At 69.8% G+C, this 15,308-nt stretch carries 14 protein-coding genes; all 14 read right to left on the bottom strand.

The window, feature by feature from the left end; translation table 11 throughout:
• Positions 1-2 precede the first annotated feature (2 nt).
• Entirely contained in the window at positions 3-467 is a 465-nt protein-coding gene (fliJ, locus tag LRA98_RS05065; RefSeq protein ID WP_201168510.1) for a flagellar export protein FliJ, read from the bottom strand.
• Positions 464-1,813: a flagellar protein export ATPase FliI gene (gene fliI / locus LRA98_RS05060; RefSeq protein WP_201168512.1), complete on the bottom strand. Its 1,350-nt coding sequence runs from the start codon at positions 1,811-1,813 to the stop codon at positions 464-466. Before fliI ends, fliJ begins: the two co-directional genes overlap by 4 nt.
• Positions 1,810-2,730, bottom strand: coding sequence for a flagellar assembly protein FliH (locus tag LRA98_RS12990; RefSeq protein ID WP_201168515.1), 921 nt, complete (start codon positions 2,728-2,730; stop codon positions 1,810-1,812). Before LRA98_RS12990 ends, fliI begins: the two co-directional genes overlap by 4 nt.
• Positions 2,731-2,786: 56 nt before the next feature.
• Positions 2,787-3,776, bottom strand: a complete 990-nt coding sequence (fliG, locus tag LRA98_RS05050) for a flagellar motor switch protein FliG (protein ID WP_201168699.1) — start codon at positions 3,774-3,776, stop codon at positions 2,787-2,789.
• A gap of 5 nt (positions 3,777-3,781) precedes the next feature.
• A complete protein-coding gene (gene fliF, locus LRA98_RS05045) occupies positions 3,782-5,569 on the bottom strand; it encodes a flagellar basal-body MS-ring/collar protein FliF (RefSeq protein WP_201168518.1) in 1,788 nt (595 codons plus the stop codon).
• A 16-nt stretch (positions 5,570-5,585) separates the two neighbouring features.
• Positions 5,586-5,897 (bottom strand): flagellar hook-basal body complex protein FliE, encoded by a 312-nt coding sequence (gene fliE / locus LRA98_RS05040; RefSeq protein ID WP_238633541.1) that lies wholly within the window; start codon positions 5,895-5,897, stop codon positions 5,586-5,588.
• Positions 5,898-5,906: 9 nt separating this feature from the next.
• A complete protein-coding gene (locus LRA98_RS05035; RefSeq protein ID WP_201168524.1) occupies positions 5,907-7,349 on the bottom strand; it encodes a sigma-54 dependent transcriptional regulator in 1,443 nt (480 codons plus the stop codon).
• Positions 7,350-7,589: 240 nt separating this feature from the next.
• Positions 7,590-8,990: a sigma-54 dependent transcriptional regulator gene (locus LRA98_RS05030; RefSeq protein WP_238633542.1), complete on the bottom strand. Its 1,401-nt coding sequence runs from the start codon at positions 8,988-8,990 to the stop codon at positions 7,590-7,592.
• 101 nt (positions 8,991-9,091) lie between these two features.
• The gene (locus LRA98_RS05025; protein ID WP_238633543.1) at positions 9,092-9,436 is read right to left on the bottom strand and encodes a flagellar protein FliT; all 345 of its coding nucleotides are present in this window, start codon (positions 9,434-9,436) and stop codon (positions 9,092-9,094) included.
• A gap of 8 nt (positions 9,437-9,444) precedes the next feature.
• Positions 9,445-9,867, bottom strand: a complete 423-nt coding sequence (gene fliS / locus LRA98_RS05020) for a flagellar export chaperone FliS (RefSeq protein ID WP_201168702.1) — start codon at positions 9,865-9,867, stop codon at positions 9,445-9,447.
• Between the two features lie 112 nt (positions 9,868-9,979).
• Entirely contained in the window at positions 9,980-11,410 is a 1,431-nt protein-coding gene (fliD, locus tag LRA98_RS05015) for a flagellar filament capping protein FliD (RefSeq protein WP_238633544.1), read from the bottom strand.
• Positions 11,411-11,487: 77 nt separating this feature from the next.
• Positions 11,488-11,901 carry a flagellar protein FlaG gene (locus LRA98_RS05010; protein ID WP_238633545.1) on the bottom strand — a complete coding sequence of 138 codons (414 nt, stop codon included), beginning with the start codon at positions 11,899-11,901 and terminating at the stop codon, positions 11,488-11,490.
• 75 nt (positions 11,902-11,976) lie between these two features.
• Positions 11,977-13,455 (bottom strand): flagellin N-terminal helical domain-containing protein, encoded by a 1,479-nt coding sequence (locus LRA98_RS05005; RefSeq protein ID WP_201168537.1) that lies wholly within the window; start codon positions 13,453-13,455, stop codon positions 11,977-11,979.
• A 329-nt stretch (positions 13,456-13,784) separates the two neighbouring features.
• Complete coding sequence (locus LRA98_RS05000) at positions 13,785-15,191, bottom strand: flagellin N-terminal helical domain-containing protein (RefSeq protein WP_238633546.1); 1,407 nt, start codon at positions 15,189-15,191, stop codon at positions 13,785-13,787.
• Between the last annotated feature and the right edge of the window lie 117 nt (positions 15,192-15,308).

The following is a 15,308-nucleotide window of genomic DNA, read 5'->3' as shown; positions in this document are numbered from 1 at the left end:
GGCTACCCCCCCTGGCCGGGCAGATCCCCGCGCTGGATGGCCTGGTAGAGCATGCGCGCCACCTCGTCGGACTCCTGGCGCTCGCGCCGCTCGGCCGCCGCCTGCTCGGCCTCGGCGCGGCGCTCGACGACCTTCTCGATGGTGCGGTGCTCGCCCCAGCGGCGCAGCCACTCCTTGTGCAGCTGGGTGACGCGGCGCTGCTGCTGGGCGATCTGCTGGCGCTGCTGGACGATGGCCTCGTCGAGGCGCGTCAGGAAGGCGTTGAAATCGCGCAGGCGGGCCGCTTCGATGGCGTTGTCCTGGGTCAGCTGGCGGCGGTACTCCTGGCGCATCTCCAGGATCTCCTCCAGGCGCGCCTCGCCCTGGCGCAGCTCCCCCTCGGCCCGGGCTAGCTGGCTGGCGGCCTGCTCCTTGCGCTGGTCGGTCAGCCGCTCCACCGGGCGCAGTCGCTCGGCCCCCTTGCTCATCCGCTCACCTCACCGGTCAGTCGTCCCAGGGATGCCAGGGACTCGTCGAAATCCACCGCCTCGCTCACATCCTGCTGCAGGAAGGCGCGCAGCCGGGGCTGGTACTGAATGGCCTGGTCGACCAGCGGGTCCGAGCCGCGCTGGTAGGCGCCCACGCTGATCAGATCCTCGTTCTGGCGGTAGGCGGTATAAAGCTCCCGGAAGCGCTGCGCCGCCTTCTGGTGGGCGCCGTTGGTGATGGCCATCATGGCGCGGCTGATCGAGGCCTCGACGTCCACCGCCGGGTAGACGCCGGAGTCGGCCAGACTGCGCGAGAGCACCAGGTGGCCGTCGAGGATGGCCCGCGCCGAGTCGGCGATGGGCTCCTGCTGGTCGTCGCCCTCGACCAGCACGGTGTAGAAGGCGGTGATCGAGCCGCCCCCGTCGGCGCCGTTGCCGGCGCGCTCGACCAGCCGCGGCAGCAACCCGAAGACCGACGGCGGATAGCCCTTGGTGGTGGGCGGCTCGCCGATGGCCAGACCGATCTCCCGCTGCGCCTGGGCGTAGCGGGTCAGCGAGTCCATCAGCAGCAGGACGTTGTAGCCCTGGTCGCGGAAGTACTCAGCGATGCTAGTCGCGCGCATGGCACCGTGGAGCCGGAAAAGCGGCGACGTGTCGGCCGGTGCGGCGACCACCACCGCCCGCGCCAGGCCGTGGCGGCCCAGGATCTCGGTGATGAACTCGCGCACCTCGCGCCCCCGCTCGCCGATCAGCCCCACCACCACGACATCGGCGGTGGTGTAGCGGGTCATCATGCCCAGCAGCACGCTCTTGCCCACCCCGGAGCCGGCGAACAGGCCCATGCGCTGGCCTCGGCCAACGGTGAACAGGGCATTGATCGAGCGCACCCCGACGTCCAGCGGCGCGGCGATGGGGGCGCGCTCGAGGGGGTTGATCGGCTCGGCCATGAGCGGTGTGCGCTCCCGGGCCTTGAGCGGACCGCCGCCGTCGATGGGCTGCCCGCCGCCGTCGATGACCCGGCCGAGCAGCTCCTCGCCCACCCGGGCCTGGGCGCCGCTGCCCCGGGGCACGACCCGGGCATTGGGCATGACGCCGCGCAGATCGCCGGTGGGCATGAGGTAGAGGCGGTCTCCGGCGAAACCCACCACCTCGGCCTCGACTCCGCCCTGGCCGTCCTCGATGGTGCAGCGCGCCCCGAGCGGCGCCCGACACCCCTCGGCCTCCAGGGTCAGGCCGACCATGCGCCGCAGCACGCCCTCCACCGGGGGGCGCACGGGCTCGATGTGCTCGACCCGGCGGCGCACGCGGGCGGTCCAGTCCTGGGCCAGGCCAGCAACGGTGCTCATCGACCGCCCCCGTCATCGCCGGCCGGGGCCTCGGCACCCTCGCCACCGGCCTCACCCGCCGTATCGTCCTCCTCGGCGCCGGGGGCACGACCGCGATAGCTGCGCTGCACGGCCTCGCCCCCCTCGCCGGCGTGGGCGTCGCCGAGCAGCTGCTCGGCGACGGCGTCCAGGCGCCGCTCCACGGTGGCGTCCACCCGAGAGGTCTCGGTGGTGACGATGCACCCGCCAGGGGTGAGGTGGGCGTCGGCCACCACCGACCACCCCTTGTCGCCCACCTCGGTGCCCAGCTGCTCGGTGATGAAGCCGTGCTCCTCCGGGTGGACCTGTATGGTCAGGCCGCGCTCCTGCGCCGGTAGCTCGCGCAGCGCCTGGCGCACTGCCGCCAGGGCGTGCTCCGGGTCGGTACGCAGCTCCTCCAGGGCCAGCCGCCGGGCCACGGAGAAGACCAGGTGCAGCAGCTCATCCTCGGCGTCCCGATCGAGCTGCTCCAGCGGCCGGCCCAGGGTATCGAGCAGGGCCCGCAGCCGGCGCACCAGCACCGCCCCGGCCCGCCGACCGTCGCTCTGCCCGGCCTGCAGGCCCTCGGGGTAGCCGGCGTGGAAGCCTTCGTGACGACCGGCCTCGTAGCCCTCCTGGTGGCCCTGGCGGCGAGCCGTGGCCCGGATCTCCTCGATCTCCTCGACCGTCGGCAGCGAGCGCCGTGCCTCGTCCTCCAGGCGCAGGCGCTCGGCCACTGCCTGGCGGCGGCGCTCGCGACGGCGGCGGCGCTTCTCGCGCTCGATGCGCCGGGCTTGCTCCTGCTCGGCCTGGCGCTGACGGTCGATCTCGGGCTGGTCGAAGTCGGGCGTCTCCCACGCCTCGGCCGTCTCGGCGAACTCTCCAGGGATGATCCGCAGGCGTCGATCGCCACTGTCCATCCGCGCCCTCCCGGCTGCGACACGCCCCGGGGCTCAGCGGCACCGGGGGGTGGGGTTCAGACGTACTGGTCGGAGCTACTGACCAGGTTGATGGTGCCCTCGTCGGCCATGCGCTTGGCAACGGCGAGGACCTCCTTCTGTGCGGCCTCGACGTCGGACAGACGCGCCGGCCCCATGGCCTCCAGGTCCTCCTGGAGCATCTCGCCGGCACGGCGCGAGAGGTTGTTCATGAACTTGGCCTGCAGGTCCTCGCTGGCGCCCTTCAGGGCCAGGGTCAGCGAGCCGGTGTCGATCTCGCGCAGGACCTGTTGCATGGAGCGGTCGTCCATCTGCTTGAGGTCCTCGAAGACGAACATCAGCTCCTGGATGCGGTCGGCGAGCTCCTCGTCGAGCTCCTTGACGTTGTCCAGAATGGCGGTCTCGGTCTGGCCGTCCATGTTGTTGAGGATGTTGGCCGCCGACTGCAGGCCGCCGATGGTCGAGGACTTCAGGCGCTGCTGACCGGAGAACTGCTTCTCCATGATCTCGTCGAGCTCCTGCAGTGCGCGGGGCTGGATGCCCTCGAGGGTGGCCACGCGCATGACGATGTCGTGGCGAACGCGCTCGGGCATCTCGGCGAGCACCAACCCCGCCTGATCCGCCTCCAGGTAGGAGAGCACGATGGCGATGATCTGCGGGTGCTCGAGGCGGATCATCTCGGCGATGGTCCGCGGATCCAGCCACTTGAGCTGATCCAGCCCGCGGGTGGTGCCGCCCATGACGATGCGGTCGATGATCGAGCCGGCCTTCTCCTCGCCCAGGGCCTTGACCAGGGTGCTGCGGATGAAGTCCGTGGAGCCGATCCCCAGCGAGGTCTGCTCGGCGGCGGTCTGGATGAACTCGTCGAGGACCTCGTCGACCTGCTCGCGGCTGACGTTGCCGATCTGCGTCATGCCCAGGCCGAGCTTCTGTACCTCGCGCGGGCCGAGGTAGCGCATGATCTCGGCGGCAGCGTCCTCGCCGAGGGTGAGCATGAGGACCGCGGCGCGGTCGGTACCCTTCATCATCGCCATCAGCCCTTGCGCTTGTCGTCTTCATCGAGCCAGGCCTTGACGGCGTTGGCCGCCAGCTCCGGTTCGTTCTCGACGAGCTCGAGCACGGCCTGGAGCTTGGCCTCGTAGGGGCGCTCACGCATGTCGCTGAGCTGCTCGCCGCTGATCCCCGCCAGGCGCATGGCGGCTTCGCTCTCCTGCCCTCCGCCGGGACTCTCCAGGCTCTCGCCGGCCGGGCGCTCCAGCCCCTCGGTCTCGGCCCCGCCGCGCTCCTCGTCCATTTCGTCCTCGCCCCCGAGCATGCGGTTGACGATCGGGCGGATGGCGACGATGTAGATCAACAATCCGATGGCAGCAAAGACCGCCAGCCGGATCAAGTCGCGCACCCACTCCTGCTCCCAGACCTCCTCGGGCGGATCCGGCGGCTCGACGATCTCGGCGAAGGGCACGGTGGCCACGCTCACGGCATCGCCGCGATCGGCGTCGAAGCCCACCGCGTCCTGGACGAGATTCTCCAGGGTCTGGATCTCGTCGTCGGAGAGGGCCTCGCGGACCACCTCGCCGTCCTCGTTCTCGACGTAGCGGTGATCGACCAGAACCCCGACGGTCAGCCGATCGATCACGCCAATGGCCGGCTGCACCTCGCTCAGCGTCCGGCCCACCTCCCAGTTGCGGGTCTCGTCGGAGCTGAACGGCGTGCCGCCCCCGCCCTCGGGCTCCTCCCCGTCGAGGGTCCCCGGGCCGGGCGGCTGATTGGTCAGCGCACCGGGGATGCCGATGGGCCACTGCCCGCCCCCGCCGCTGCGCTCACTCATCTGCTCGCTGCGGATGGCGCTGCGCTCCGGGTCGAAGAGCTCTTCGATCTGGCGGCGCTCGTCGAAGTTGAGCCGGGCGCTGACCTGGGCGCGGACGCGGTCCGGGCCGATGATCGGCTCGACCATGTCCTCGACGCGGCGCTGGATGCGTTCCTCGAGCCGGCGGGTGAGCTCGAACTGCTGCGCCGAACGGGTCGCCTCGGTGGGCTCATCCTCGGCGGTGAGCAGACGGCCGCGGTGGTCGACCACGCTGACATTGCCGTGCTCGAGATCGGAGACGGCGCTGGCCACCAGGTGGATGATCCCCTCCACCTGGCGGTCGGGCAGCTGCCTGTCTTGGTCCAGCTCGAGGACCACCGACGCCTTGGCATCGCGGCGGTCGCGTACGAAGACCGACTCCTCGGGGTCGTCCAGGTGGACGCGGGCGCTGACCACGCCGCGCAGGGTCTCGATGGAGCGCGCCAGCTCCGTCTCCAGCGCGCGGTCGAAGCGGGCGTGCTCCATGAACTCGCTGACGCCGAACCCGGGGTCTTCCTCGAGCATCTCGTAGCCGAACCCGGTCCCGCGCGGCAGCCCCTCGGAGGCGAGGAAGATGCGCGCCCGGTGGACGGCGCCTTCCGCAACCTTGATATCCCCGGTGCGCTCGTCGAACTCGACGCGCACGCCCTGCTCCTCGAGGGCGTTGATGACCTCGGCGGCGTCGTCCGAGGAGAGATCGGCGTAGAGCGTACGCAGCTCGGCGGGCTCCTGCGCCCAGAAGAAGATCGCCACGCCCAGCCCGGCCACCGCCAGCAGCCCGGCGCCGAGACCGAGCTTGCGCAGCGGGTTGTCGCCGAGGACACGGGTCAGCTGCTCACGCCAGTCCTCAGGCACGAACCGGCCCACGCCGGCAAAGCCACCCGCCTCGGCTCCGGCACCGCCCTGGCCGCCGCTGTCCAGCGGCGACGGCGGCGAGGAGCCGCTCGATTCGGTCATGGCCTGGCTATCCGCCATGGCGACCCCTCACGCGTTACACCTGCATGTTGGCGATTTCCTGGTAGGCCTCCAGGAGCTGGTTGCGGACCTCCTTCATGGCCTCGAAGGAGACATCGGCCTTCTGCACAGACATCATGACGTCGGTGAGCTGAACGTCCTCGCCATTCATGAACGCGTCGGTCATCCCCTTGGCGTCCACCTGCTGGTCATTGACCTGCTCCACCGCCTGGCGCAGGAGGTCCGAGAACTCCTCCACCGGCGGCGCGTCCTGCTCCGGCTGCTGCACCGGCTGCCCGCCGATGGCGCGCATCTCCGCGAGGGCCTGCTCGATACGAAAATCCGACATGGCGCGACCTCAGTTGCCGTAGGCGTAGAGCATCCCGGAGCGCTCCGGGATCTCGACACCCTCCTGGCGCATGCGCGCCAGCTTGTACCGCAGGGTGCGGCTGCTGATCCCCAGCCGCGCCGCGGCCTCCTTGCGGTTGCCGCCGACCCGATCGAGCGTCTCGAGGATACGGCGGTACTCGCGGCTCTTGAGATCCTCCTCGAGGGTCGCTGCGGCGTCCTGGCCGGCAGCGGCCTCCGGCCGCACCGCCGGACCGGGGGTGCCCTCCGCCGCGGCGACCCCGGCGACCGGAGCGCTCGCGCCCGCCGACTCCCCGGTGCTCGGAGCGTCGGCGCCAGCGCTGACGGTGACGGGCTCGAAACGGATCGCCTCGGCATCGATGGCGCTGCCCTCGGCGAGGATCAGCGCGCGCTGGACGACGTTCTCGAGCTCGCGGACATTGCCCGGCCACGGGTGCTGGATGAGCAGCCGTTCCGCCTCGGGGGTAAAGTCTGCGCCGCAGCCGCCGCCAAGCTGGGCGTACTTCTGGGCGAAGGAGCGAGCGAGCGGGATGATGTCCGCGGCGCGCTCGCGCAGGGGCGGCAGATGGATCGGGAAGACGTGCAGACGATAGAAGAGGTCCTCGCGGAAGCGCCCGTTGCGCACCGCCTCGCGCAGATCGCGGTTGCTGCTGGCGAGCACGCGGACGTCGAGCGGGATCGGCGTCTGCCCGCAGAGGCGCTCGATCTCCTTCTCCTGCAGGGCCCGGAGCAGCTTTGCCTGGAGCCCCGGCTCGATCTCCGAGACCTCGTCGAGCAGCAGCGTGCCGCCCTGCGCCTGCTCGAACTTGCCGGCGTGGGCCCGGTTGGCCCCGGTGAAAGCGCCCTTCTCGAAGCCGAAGAGCAGGGCCTCGAGCATGTTCTCGGGGATCGCCGCGCAGTTGACGGCGATGAAGGGGCCATCGGCACGGGGCGAGCGCTCGTGGATGTAGCGGGCGAAGATCTCCTTGCCGGTCCCGGACTCGCCGGTCAGCAGGACGGTGACGTCCTTGCCGGCGACCCGCTGGGCAAGCGCCATCAGCTGACGGCTGCTGCGATCCTCGGCCACCAGCTCGGGACCGGCGTCGGTGACCCGGGCCACGGCGGCAGCCAGCTCGCCGGCCGGGGCCTCCTCGGCGACGTAGTCCGCCGCCCCGTCGCGCATGGCGGCGACGGCGCCGCTGACCTCGGCGCGGGCGGAGATGACGATCACCGGCGGAGCCATGGGGTGCCGGGTAAGCACCCGCCAGTTGTCCCCGTCACCGGCGTCCTCGAAGCAGACGACGGCAGCGATCCCGCCCTGCTCCAGGAGTTCGTGGGCGGAGCCGGTGTCTTCCGCCTCGGCGGTCACGAACCCGGCGTCGTCCAGGCGGCGCCGCTGCTCGCTGCGGCGGCCCGGCTCGCGGGCCACCACGAGCACGCGTTGCTGACCCATATGGATTGTCCCCCTCAGCGCAAATCCGCGCCGCGGTGGTACCCCGCGGCGGCCCCTTCTGAAGCAAGGGGCGTGCCAGGGGTGGGGTGGTGCGCTAAACGCCGGATTCCACGCGGCCGGCGAGGCGCTGCCGCCGCCGCGGGCGGAACCGGCAGTCAAAGTTCTGTCGACCGGCAAGACCGGCAACCGCTTGCCGCTTGACGGTCGGTACTTGCCGACCGGCGGCCCAAGCGTGCCGGCTCAGGCGGGGCGCTCGACGTCGAGCCGGCGCAGCTTCTCGACCAGCGTGGTACGGCGCAACCCGAGCAGCCGGGCAGCCCGACCGACGACCCCATTCGTGGCCTCCAGGGCCTGGCGGATCAGCTCCTGCTCCACCTCGGTCAGGTGGCCCTTGAGATCGATGCCCTCGGACCAGTCCACCGCCGGCAGCGGCACCCCGGCCTGTCCGTTGACGGGCTCCGGCGCGCCCGCCGGCGCGCCGCCATCCTCCAGCTCCTCGCGGGCCGCCTCCCGGATCTTCCGGGGCAGGTCTTCGACCCCCACCTCGCCGTAGGGGCAAAGGATGGCCAGACGCTCGACCACGTTGGCCAGCTCACGCACGTTGCCCGGCCAGTGGTAGGCCGACAGGCAGGACATGGCTGCCGGGCTGACCCGCACCGAACCCCGCCCCTCGTCCTCGATGCGCCGGATGATCTCCTCGACGAGCACCGGGATATCCCCGGGGCGCTCGCGCAGGGCCGGGATCTCGATGGGGAAGACGTTGAGCCGGTAGAACAGATCCTCGCGGAAGCTGCCGTCCCGGATCCCCGTGTCGAGGTTGCGGTGGGTGGCGGCGATGACCCGAACGTCGGCGTGGATGGGCTTGTTGGAGCCGACCCGCTCGAACGTCCGCTCCTGGAGCACGCGCAGCAGCTTGACCTGCATGTGCATGCTCATGTCCCCGATCTCGTCGAGGAAGACCGTGCCGCCCTGGGCCATCTCGAAACGGCCCTGCCGGGCGCTGATGGCGCCGGTAAACGCGCCCTTCTCGTGCCCGAAGAGTTCGCTCTCGAGCAGGTCGGCGGGGATGGCCCCGCAGTTGATCGGCACAAAGGGTCTCGCCCGACGGGAGGAGCGCGCGTGGATGTTGCGCGCCACCACCTCCTTACCGGTGCCCGACTCACCGAGGATCAGCACGCTGGCGTCGGTGTCGGCCACCTGCTCGATGAGGGCGGTGACCCGCTGCACACCGCGGCTCTCGCCGGCCAGCCGCGGCGCCCGCCCGGCGGCACCGTGCTCGCGGTGGCGGACGTTGTGGCTCAGGGCCTGACGCAGGGCGGCGGTGAGCTGGCCCTGACGCAGCGGCAGATCGAGCACCCCGAGGACACCGTGCTGCGGATCACCGCCACGGCGCCGCGCATCGGCATCCGGCGCAATGAGAAAGACGGGCAGCTCGGGCCGGCTATCGACGAGCCGCTGCAGGCAGGCGCGCTCCTGTCCGTCGATGCCCACCAGCGCCGCGGCCAGCCCAGGGTGGCGGGTAGCGGCGCCGCCGGCATCGCCGGCCTCGGCGGGGATGGGTTCGTGTTCAAGGAATTGCAGCACCGTCTCGACACCCGACCGGCGCTCCGCGTCGCTGTCGACCACCAGGACCTGAACCAACGCTCCCCTCCGATGACGGATCGCCTGTCTGCGAGGGGGCGAGTTTACGCCGGGTTAACCAGGCCGTCAAAAAAACGACACAGCCGCCGGCAAGGTGTTTCCTAGCCGGAACAGCGCGAGTAGGCGTCGTGGACCTCGCGGTGGTGCTGCTCGTCGCGCGAGGCGGCGCCGAGGCGGTCGCGCTCGGCCTCCATCAGCGCCCGGACCGCGCGGTCGCACTCGAGCGATTGGGCCAGCGCGCGGCGAGCCAGGTCAGCGCCGGGGTGGTCCGGGTCTTCGGGCAACCCGCGGGCGTGCGCCTGGCGCAGTCCATTGCGCTCCATGACCCCGTCCCAGTCCCCGGCCTCTGCGCAACGGCGCATTTGCCGGGACAGCTCCAGCAGGCGTCGGGCCGAGGCGGCCACCGCCGCCCGCCCGTCGCCGCCCTTGGCGCTGCCGCCGCCCACGCGCACCCCTACTGGCCGCGGGCGGCGGCCGCCTCGGCAGCGTCGCGGGTACGCACCTCCGGCGGGATAGCGTCCCAGGCGCTCTTGATCTCGCGCATCAACGAGGCGACCTCATCAAGGTGCTGGACCTCGTTCTGGGCGTTCGCCTCCACCAGGCGGCGCTGCATGTAGGTGTAGAGCTCCTCGAGGTTGCCGGCGATCTCGGCACCGCGCTCGTGGTCGAGCCCGGAACGCAGGCCGTCCAGGATGGAGATGGACTTGCTGATCAGCTCGCCCTTGAGGGCGATCTCCTGGCGCTCCATGGCGCCGCGGGCCTGGGCGACTCGGTCGAGGAACCCGTCCATGAGCAACTGCACCAACCGGTAAGGGTCGGCGTAGGCCGTGCTGGAGTAGGTCCCGACTTGTTGGTATTGGTTTATGCCGCGATGCATGCTCATATCCCGTTCCTACTCTTGGGGGTAGTTGGTTCGCGCTCTATCCTTTTAGCGGCTGCTACCCATGATCCTTGAGGGCGGAACCTCCGTTCCGGAAGCTTCTGACCGCTTAATCCCGACTGTTCATGGCCGCCAGGCGCTGCTCGAGGAACTCCGAGGTCTGATTGAGTTCAGCGACCCGCGAGTCCATCCGCGAGAACTGGCTGCGCAGCTGCTCCTCGCGCCGCTCCATGCGCCGGTCGAGGCGTTCGCGATCGTCGGCGATACCGTCGAGGCGGCGCTCAACCCCCTCGGTGCGCATGTCGATCACGCTGTCGCGGCCGAGGGCGTTGTCGAGCACCCCCTCCAACCGCGACATCACCCCGCTTTCCGGGTCGGTCATCATGCGCGTGACCAGCTCCGAGTGCTCGCCAACCATCTGTTGCAGGCGCTCGCCATCGAGTTCCAGGGTGCCGTCCCGGTTGGTGCGCACACCGAGATCCCCCAACGATGAAATCGGCGCCCCGTCCAGGGCCTCCACTGGCTCGTTGAGGGACCGGCTCAGCTGCGAGAGGAGGTTGCGCAGGGTATGGTCCCCCTGAAGCGGGCCGGCCTTCTCGGTCTCGGGGTCGTAGTCCGAGAGCTGGTTGAGCTGCGCCCGGACCTGATTGAACGAGTCGACCAGACGCTGGATATTCTCTTCGGCCAGCCCGGTCTGCTGTTCGATGGAGATGCGGCTGCGCCCCTCGTCCTGGAGGCTGATGGTGGCGCCCTCGATGGCCCCCTCGATGCGGTTCTCAGGGCGGGTGACGCGCATGCCGTCGATGGTGACTACGGCGTCGCTGGCCGGGCGGATCTCCTGAAAGGCGCCGGCGGGCTCGCCGGTCTGGGGATCGGCGACGTTGTACTGCAGGGCGGAGAGATCGCCCTCGTCCGCTTCCGGATCCTGCTCGGCGCGGATCTGGGTAATGGCATTGGTCTGACCGGTCTGCTCGGTAGCCAGGGCCAGCCGCGGCCCGGCGCCATCATCGACCACCGAGGCGCGCACGCCCTCGGCCTGGGCATTGATGGCGTCGCGGATGCCGAGCAGGGTGGCCGACTCCTCGTCGATGGTGACCGCCTGCTCGTTGCCCTGGCCGTCGGTGATCATCAGCCGGCCGGTGCCGACCGGATCGGCGCTGTCCTCGAACACGCCGCTGGCCGTGGCGATGCGCTGGGTCCGCGCCAGCTGCTCCACCTCCACGTCGTACTGGCCCGGGCGCGCCTCCTCGCTGGCCGAGACCCCGGCCACACTGGTGTTGCTCGATTCCGCATCGATGCCGGAGTAAGCGCCGGGATCGCCCAGCCCCTGGACGGCCTCCTGGAGTTCGCCGATGACCCCTCGCATCTGCCCCAGGGCCTCGAGCTTCTCCTGCAGTTCTTCCTCGCGCCGGCCCAGGCGCTGCTCCGTGGGTGCCCGCTCGGCCTGGACCAGGTCCTGGACCATCTTGTTGGTGTCGATGCCGGAGCCGACGTCCATCTGGCTCGGCATGTTCGGCATCTGATCCAGCGGTGAGACCATATCCGGTCACCTCTCGAGGTATCGCTAGCGGGCCTGCCCGGTGGACCCTTCCGGCGGCGGATGCGTTCCGGCCACGCTCAGGCCTCCCCGTTGAAGAGCAGCCCCTGGACCTCGCGCATGCGCGCGGCGATAGCCAGCATCTCTTCCGGGGGGATCTGACGGACCACGTCGTCGGTGCCGCGGACGTAGACAGTGACCACCGTCTTGCCGGTGTTGTCGTCGACCCGGAACTCCAGGTCCCGGCCGACGCGCTGCATGAATTGCTCCATGCGCTCCACCGCCCGGGCAAGCGCCTGGGGATCCTCCGCCTTGAAGTGCTCCAGCGGCTCGAGCTCGGACAACGGCACGCGGGAGCGCTCTTCCGTCTCGGCGGCGGGGACCGGTGCTGCCGTGTCCTGCTCGGGGGCAAGGCGCCTCCCTTCCCCCTGCTCGGTTGGCCGCGACCAGTTGATGCTGCTGGTCACGGAACTCACCTTGTGCATTTCACTCATACAGCCTCCCGACCGGCCCTGCTACCAGGCCCCTGGGCCGGGTTCCGGAAGGCTCCCCGGAGGTCCCGGCCGTCGTTACTGTTGCAACAGCTGTGCCACTTGCTGCGGGATCTCGTTGGCCTGACCCAGCACCGAGGTCCCCGCCTGTTGCAGGATCTGCGTCCTTGTCATCTCGGCCGTCTCCTCGGCGAAGTCGGCATCCAGGATCCGCGAGCGGGATGCGCTCAGGTTCTCCGAGGAGATGTTCAGGTTGTTGATGGTGGCGTCAAACCGGCTCTGGATCGCGCCCAGATCGGCCCGGGTGTTGTTGATCTGCTGCAGGGCGAAGTCCACCGCCACGATGGTATCGGAAGCGGTCTCGCGGGTGCGCACATCAACCGGGTCGACCCCGCCGATGGTGTACGCCTCCGCCTGCAGGTCCTCGTAGTCATCGCCGGGCTGCCAGTTCTTCAGGCCGATCTGCCCCAGGTCTGCATCGTCGTCGCCATCCACCGGTTCGACCCGCAGCTCGCCGCCGATCTCGGTGGAGAGGGTGATGCCGCGCTCGACGATGAGCCCGGTGCTCTCCTCGTCGGCGCGATCCAGCCCCTGGCCGATCTCGGTCCCACCAACACCGATGGCATCTTCGGCGTCGTCCGAGAAGTACTCGAGCTCGAAGTCGCTGTTGGAGACGAAGGACCAGCCGTTTTCCCCGTTCTCCAGGCGCACCCCGGTCTCCGAGGCCCGGTCGTTAACCCGGGCGGCCAGTTCGCCGATGTCCGTGACGCTCTCGTCAAGCTCGATGGCGTGGTCGTTGATACGCAGCTGACCGCGCTCGCCCTCACCCAAGCCGTCAAACTCTACCGCCTGGGTCTCGGCCCGGTCGGCGCGCATGGCGGACACGCCGGTTTCGGCCTGGCGCTCGTTGATCTCGCGCGCCACGTCGTTGAGCCCGCGCGCATCGCCCAGGTCGATCTCGTGACCGTTGACCTGCAGCCCGCCCGGGAGCTCCACACCGGGACCACCGGCGGCCTGATGCACCGCCCGCCCCTCGGCCACATTGGCGCCCAGGTTCTCGGCGCGGACGTCCACGCCGCCGGCGTTGATGGTCTGGCCGCGGTTCGGCCCGACCTGGAAGACCAGCTCGCGCAGGGTGCCGTTGAGCACGTTCTGCTGGTTGAACTGGGTTGTCTCGGCGATCCGGCCGATCTCCTGCACGGCGGCCTGCACCTCGCGGTCGAGCGCGGCGCGATCCGACGGCGAGTTGGTGTCGTTCGCCGCCTGCACCGCCAGCTCGCGGACCCGCTGGAGCAGGTTGCTCATCTCTTCCATGGCGCCTTCCGCGGTCTGGGCGAACGAGATCCCGTCGTTCGCATTGCGGGCGGCCTGATCCATGCCGTTGATCTGGCCGGTGAAGCGCTCGCTGATCGCCAGCCCAGCCGCATCGTCCCGGGCGCTGTTGATGCGCAGCCCCGAGGAGAGCCGCTCCAGGGCCACCTCCTGATCGCCCCGGGAAGAATTCAAGTGCCGTTGCGCGTTCAGCGATGCAACGTTGGTGTTGATCACCTGTGCCATGACCCGTCTCCTCACGTCTGACGCCGTTACGGCGCCGTTTCGCTGACCCCAGCACGAGCGAACCTGTTCGCTTGGGCTCGCGTCTCGCGCTCTTGCCCAAACGTATCGGCGCTCCCTGGCAAAGCTTTAACGGTTCCGTTGTCCACCAACGGTCACCGCCGGGGTCGGCCCGCGTGGGTTCAGGTCATGGCCGGCGTCTCACCTCCTTCTCTTTATCCGCGTCCGTTCACGGAAGAATCCCGAAACTGCTGCGGGTCATGGCACCGGTCTCGGGGTCAGCGAGCCGGTGGCGGAGCCCGGGGGGGGTCAGCCGGGCTCCGCCTCGGGTCTTACTGCAGCAGGGTCAGGACGTTCTGCGGGGCCTCGTTGGCCTGGGCCAGGACCGAGGTACCGGCCTGCTGCAGCACCTGGGCGCGGGTCATGGCGGCGGTCTCGGCCGCGAAGTCCGCATCCAGGATCCGGGAACGGGAAGCTTCCATGTTCTCGGAGACGTTCTGCAGGTTGCTGGTGGTGGCCTCGAAGCGGTTCTGCACCGCACCCAGGTCGGCCCGGGCGTCGTTGATCTGCCCCAGGGCGAAGTCCACCGTACGGATGGCGTCATCGGCGTCGGTCCGGGTGGCCACGCTCAGCGCATCCGGCCCGCTGACCCGGTGACGGCTCATCTCCATTTGCTCGTCGGACATCCCGAGCGCCCCGAGGGTGTCGGCGTCACCATTGACGTCGATCCGCTGGCCCAGGTCGGTGGAGAGTTGGATGCCGCGCTCGAAGCGCATCCCACTCTCCTCGCCTTCGAGCCCGAGATCGCCGATGGGGCTGTCGTCACCCGGCTCGATGCGGAAATCGGACTCGGAGACGAAGCGCACTTGGTCGCCGTCCATCTCGGCACGGACGCCGGTGTCGCCGGAGGCGGCGTTCACCTCGTCGACGAACTCGCCGACACCGGCATCCTCACCAACGCTGATGGTGGTGCCGTTGATCTCCAGGCTGGCGCCACCGTCATTGTTGAAGTCGAACGACTCGGTGGTGGCCCGGTCAGCGCGGAACGCCGTCACACCGGTGGCACGGGACTGGGCGTTGATGGCGTCCATGGCGTCGGAGACGCTGCGCGAGCCACTGACGTCAATATCCAGCCCGTTGATGTTGATCGAGCCATCCAGGTCCAGATCGCCGTAGTTGCCTTCCTCATCGAGAACGCGCTGCACCGCCTGCCCCTCGCCGATCTCGGCGCCGAGGTTGTGGCCACGCACATCGACACCGCTGGTGTTGATGCTCTGGGCCCGGTTGGCACCCACCTGGAAGACCAGCTCGTCGAGCGACCCGTCCAGGATGTTCTGGTTGTTGAACTGGGTGCTGGAGGCGATCCGGTCGATCTCCTGCACCGCCTGCTGCACCTCGGCCTCCAGGGCCTGGCGGTCCTCGGCGGTGTTGGTGTCATTGGCCGACTGCACCGCCAGCTCACGAACCCGCTGCAGGAGGTTGCCCATCTCCTCCATGGCGCCCTCGGCGGTCTGGGCGTAGGAGATGCCGTCGTTGGCGTTGCGCTCCGCCTGGTTCATGCCGCCGATCTGCGAGGTGAAGCGCTCGCTGATCGCCAGGCCGGCGGCGTCGTCGGCCGCGGAGTTGATCCGCTTGCCCGAGGAGAGCCGCTCCAGGGCCTGCTGCTGCTCGCCCTGACTGGCGCTCAGATGCCGCTGACCGGTGAGGGACGCAATGTTGGTGTTGATGACCTGTGCCATTGCCTTTGCTCCTTGTGCTCCGCTGTTTGGAAGGCCCCGGCGGCGAGCTCTTGCCGCCTGCCGGTACCCAGTCTTTCGCCTTCACTTACCGTATCGGCGACCGGCGGCAAGGCTTTA

It is taken from the genome of Halorhodospira sp. M38, assembly GCF_022227985.1.
In the GTDB taxonomy this organism is placed as follows: domain Bacteria; phylum Pseudomonadota; class Gammaproteobacteria; order Nitrococcales; family Halorhodospiraceae; genus Halorhodospira; species Halorhodospira halophila_A.
Note: the sequence above shows the minus strand (reverse complement) of the source record. Positions and strands in the feature narration are given on the sequence as shown.

What these genes read in the sequence shown, in the direction of transcription:
- fliI (WP_201168512.1), bottom strand. Translation starts at nt 1,813, where the DNA reads ATGAGCACCGTTGCTGGCCTGGCCCAGGACTGGACCGCCCGCGTGCGC.
- LRA98_RS05005 (WP_201168537.1), bottom strand. Translation starts at nt 13,455, where the DNA reads ATGGCACAGGTGATCAACACCAACGTTGCATCGCTGAACGCGCAACGG.
- fliJ (WP_201168510.1), bottom strand. Translation starts at nt 467, where the DNA reads ATGAGCAAGGGGGCCGAGCGACTGCGCCCGGTGGAGCGGCTGACCGAC.
- fliS (WP_201168702.1), bottom strand. Translation starts at nt 9,867, where the DNA reads ATGCATCGCGGCATAAACCAATACCAACAAGTCGGGACCTACTCCAGC.
- LRA98_RS05035 (WP_201168524.1), bottom strand. Translation starts at nt 7,349, where the DNA reads ATGGGTCAGCAACGCGTGCTCGTGGTGGCCCGCGAGCCGGGCCGCCGC.
- fliF (WP_201168518.1), bottom strand. Translation starts at nt 5,569, where the DNA reads ATGGCGGATAGCCAGGCCATGACCGAATCGAGCGGCTCCTCGCCGCCG.
- fliG (WP_201168699.1), bottom strand. Translation starts at nt 3,776, where the DNA reads ATGATGAAGGGTACCGACCGCGCCGCGGTCCTCATGCTCACCCTCGGC.
- LRA98_RS05010 (WP_238633545.1), bottom strand. Translation starts at nt 11,901, where the DNA reads ATGAGTGAAATGCACAAGGTGAGTTCCGTGACCAGCAGCATCAACTGG.
- LRA98_RS05000 (WP_238633546.1), bottom strand. Translation starts at nt 15,191, where the DNA reads ATGGCACAGGTCATCAACACCAACATTGCGTCCCTCACCGGTCAGCGG.
- LRA98_RS12990 (WP_201168515.1), bottom strand. Translation starts at nt 2,730, where the DNA reads ATGGACAGTGGCGATCGACGCCTGCGGATCATCCCTGGAGAGTTCGCC.
- fliE (WP_238633541.1), bottom strand. Translation starts at nt 5,897, where the DNA reads ATGTCGGATTTTCGTATCGAGCAGGCCCTCGCGGAGATGCGCGCCATC.
- fliD (WP_238633544.1), bottom strand. Translation starts at nt 11,410, where the DNA reads ATGGTCTCACCGCTGGATCAGATGCCGAACATGCCGAGCCAGATGGAC.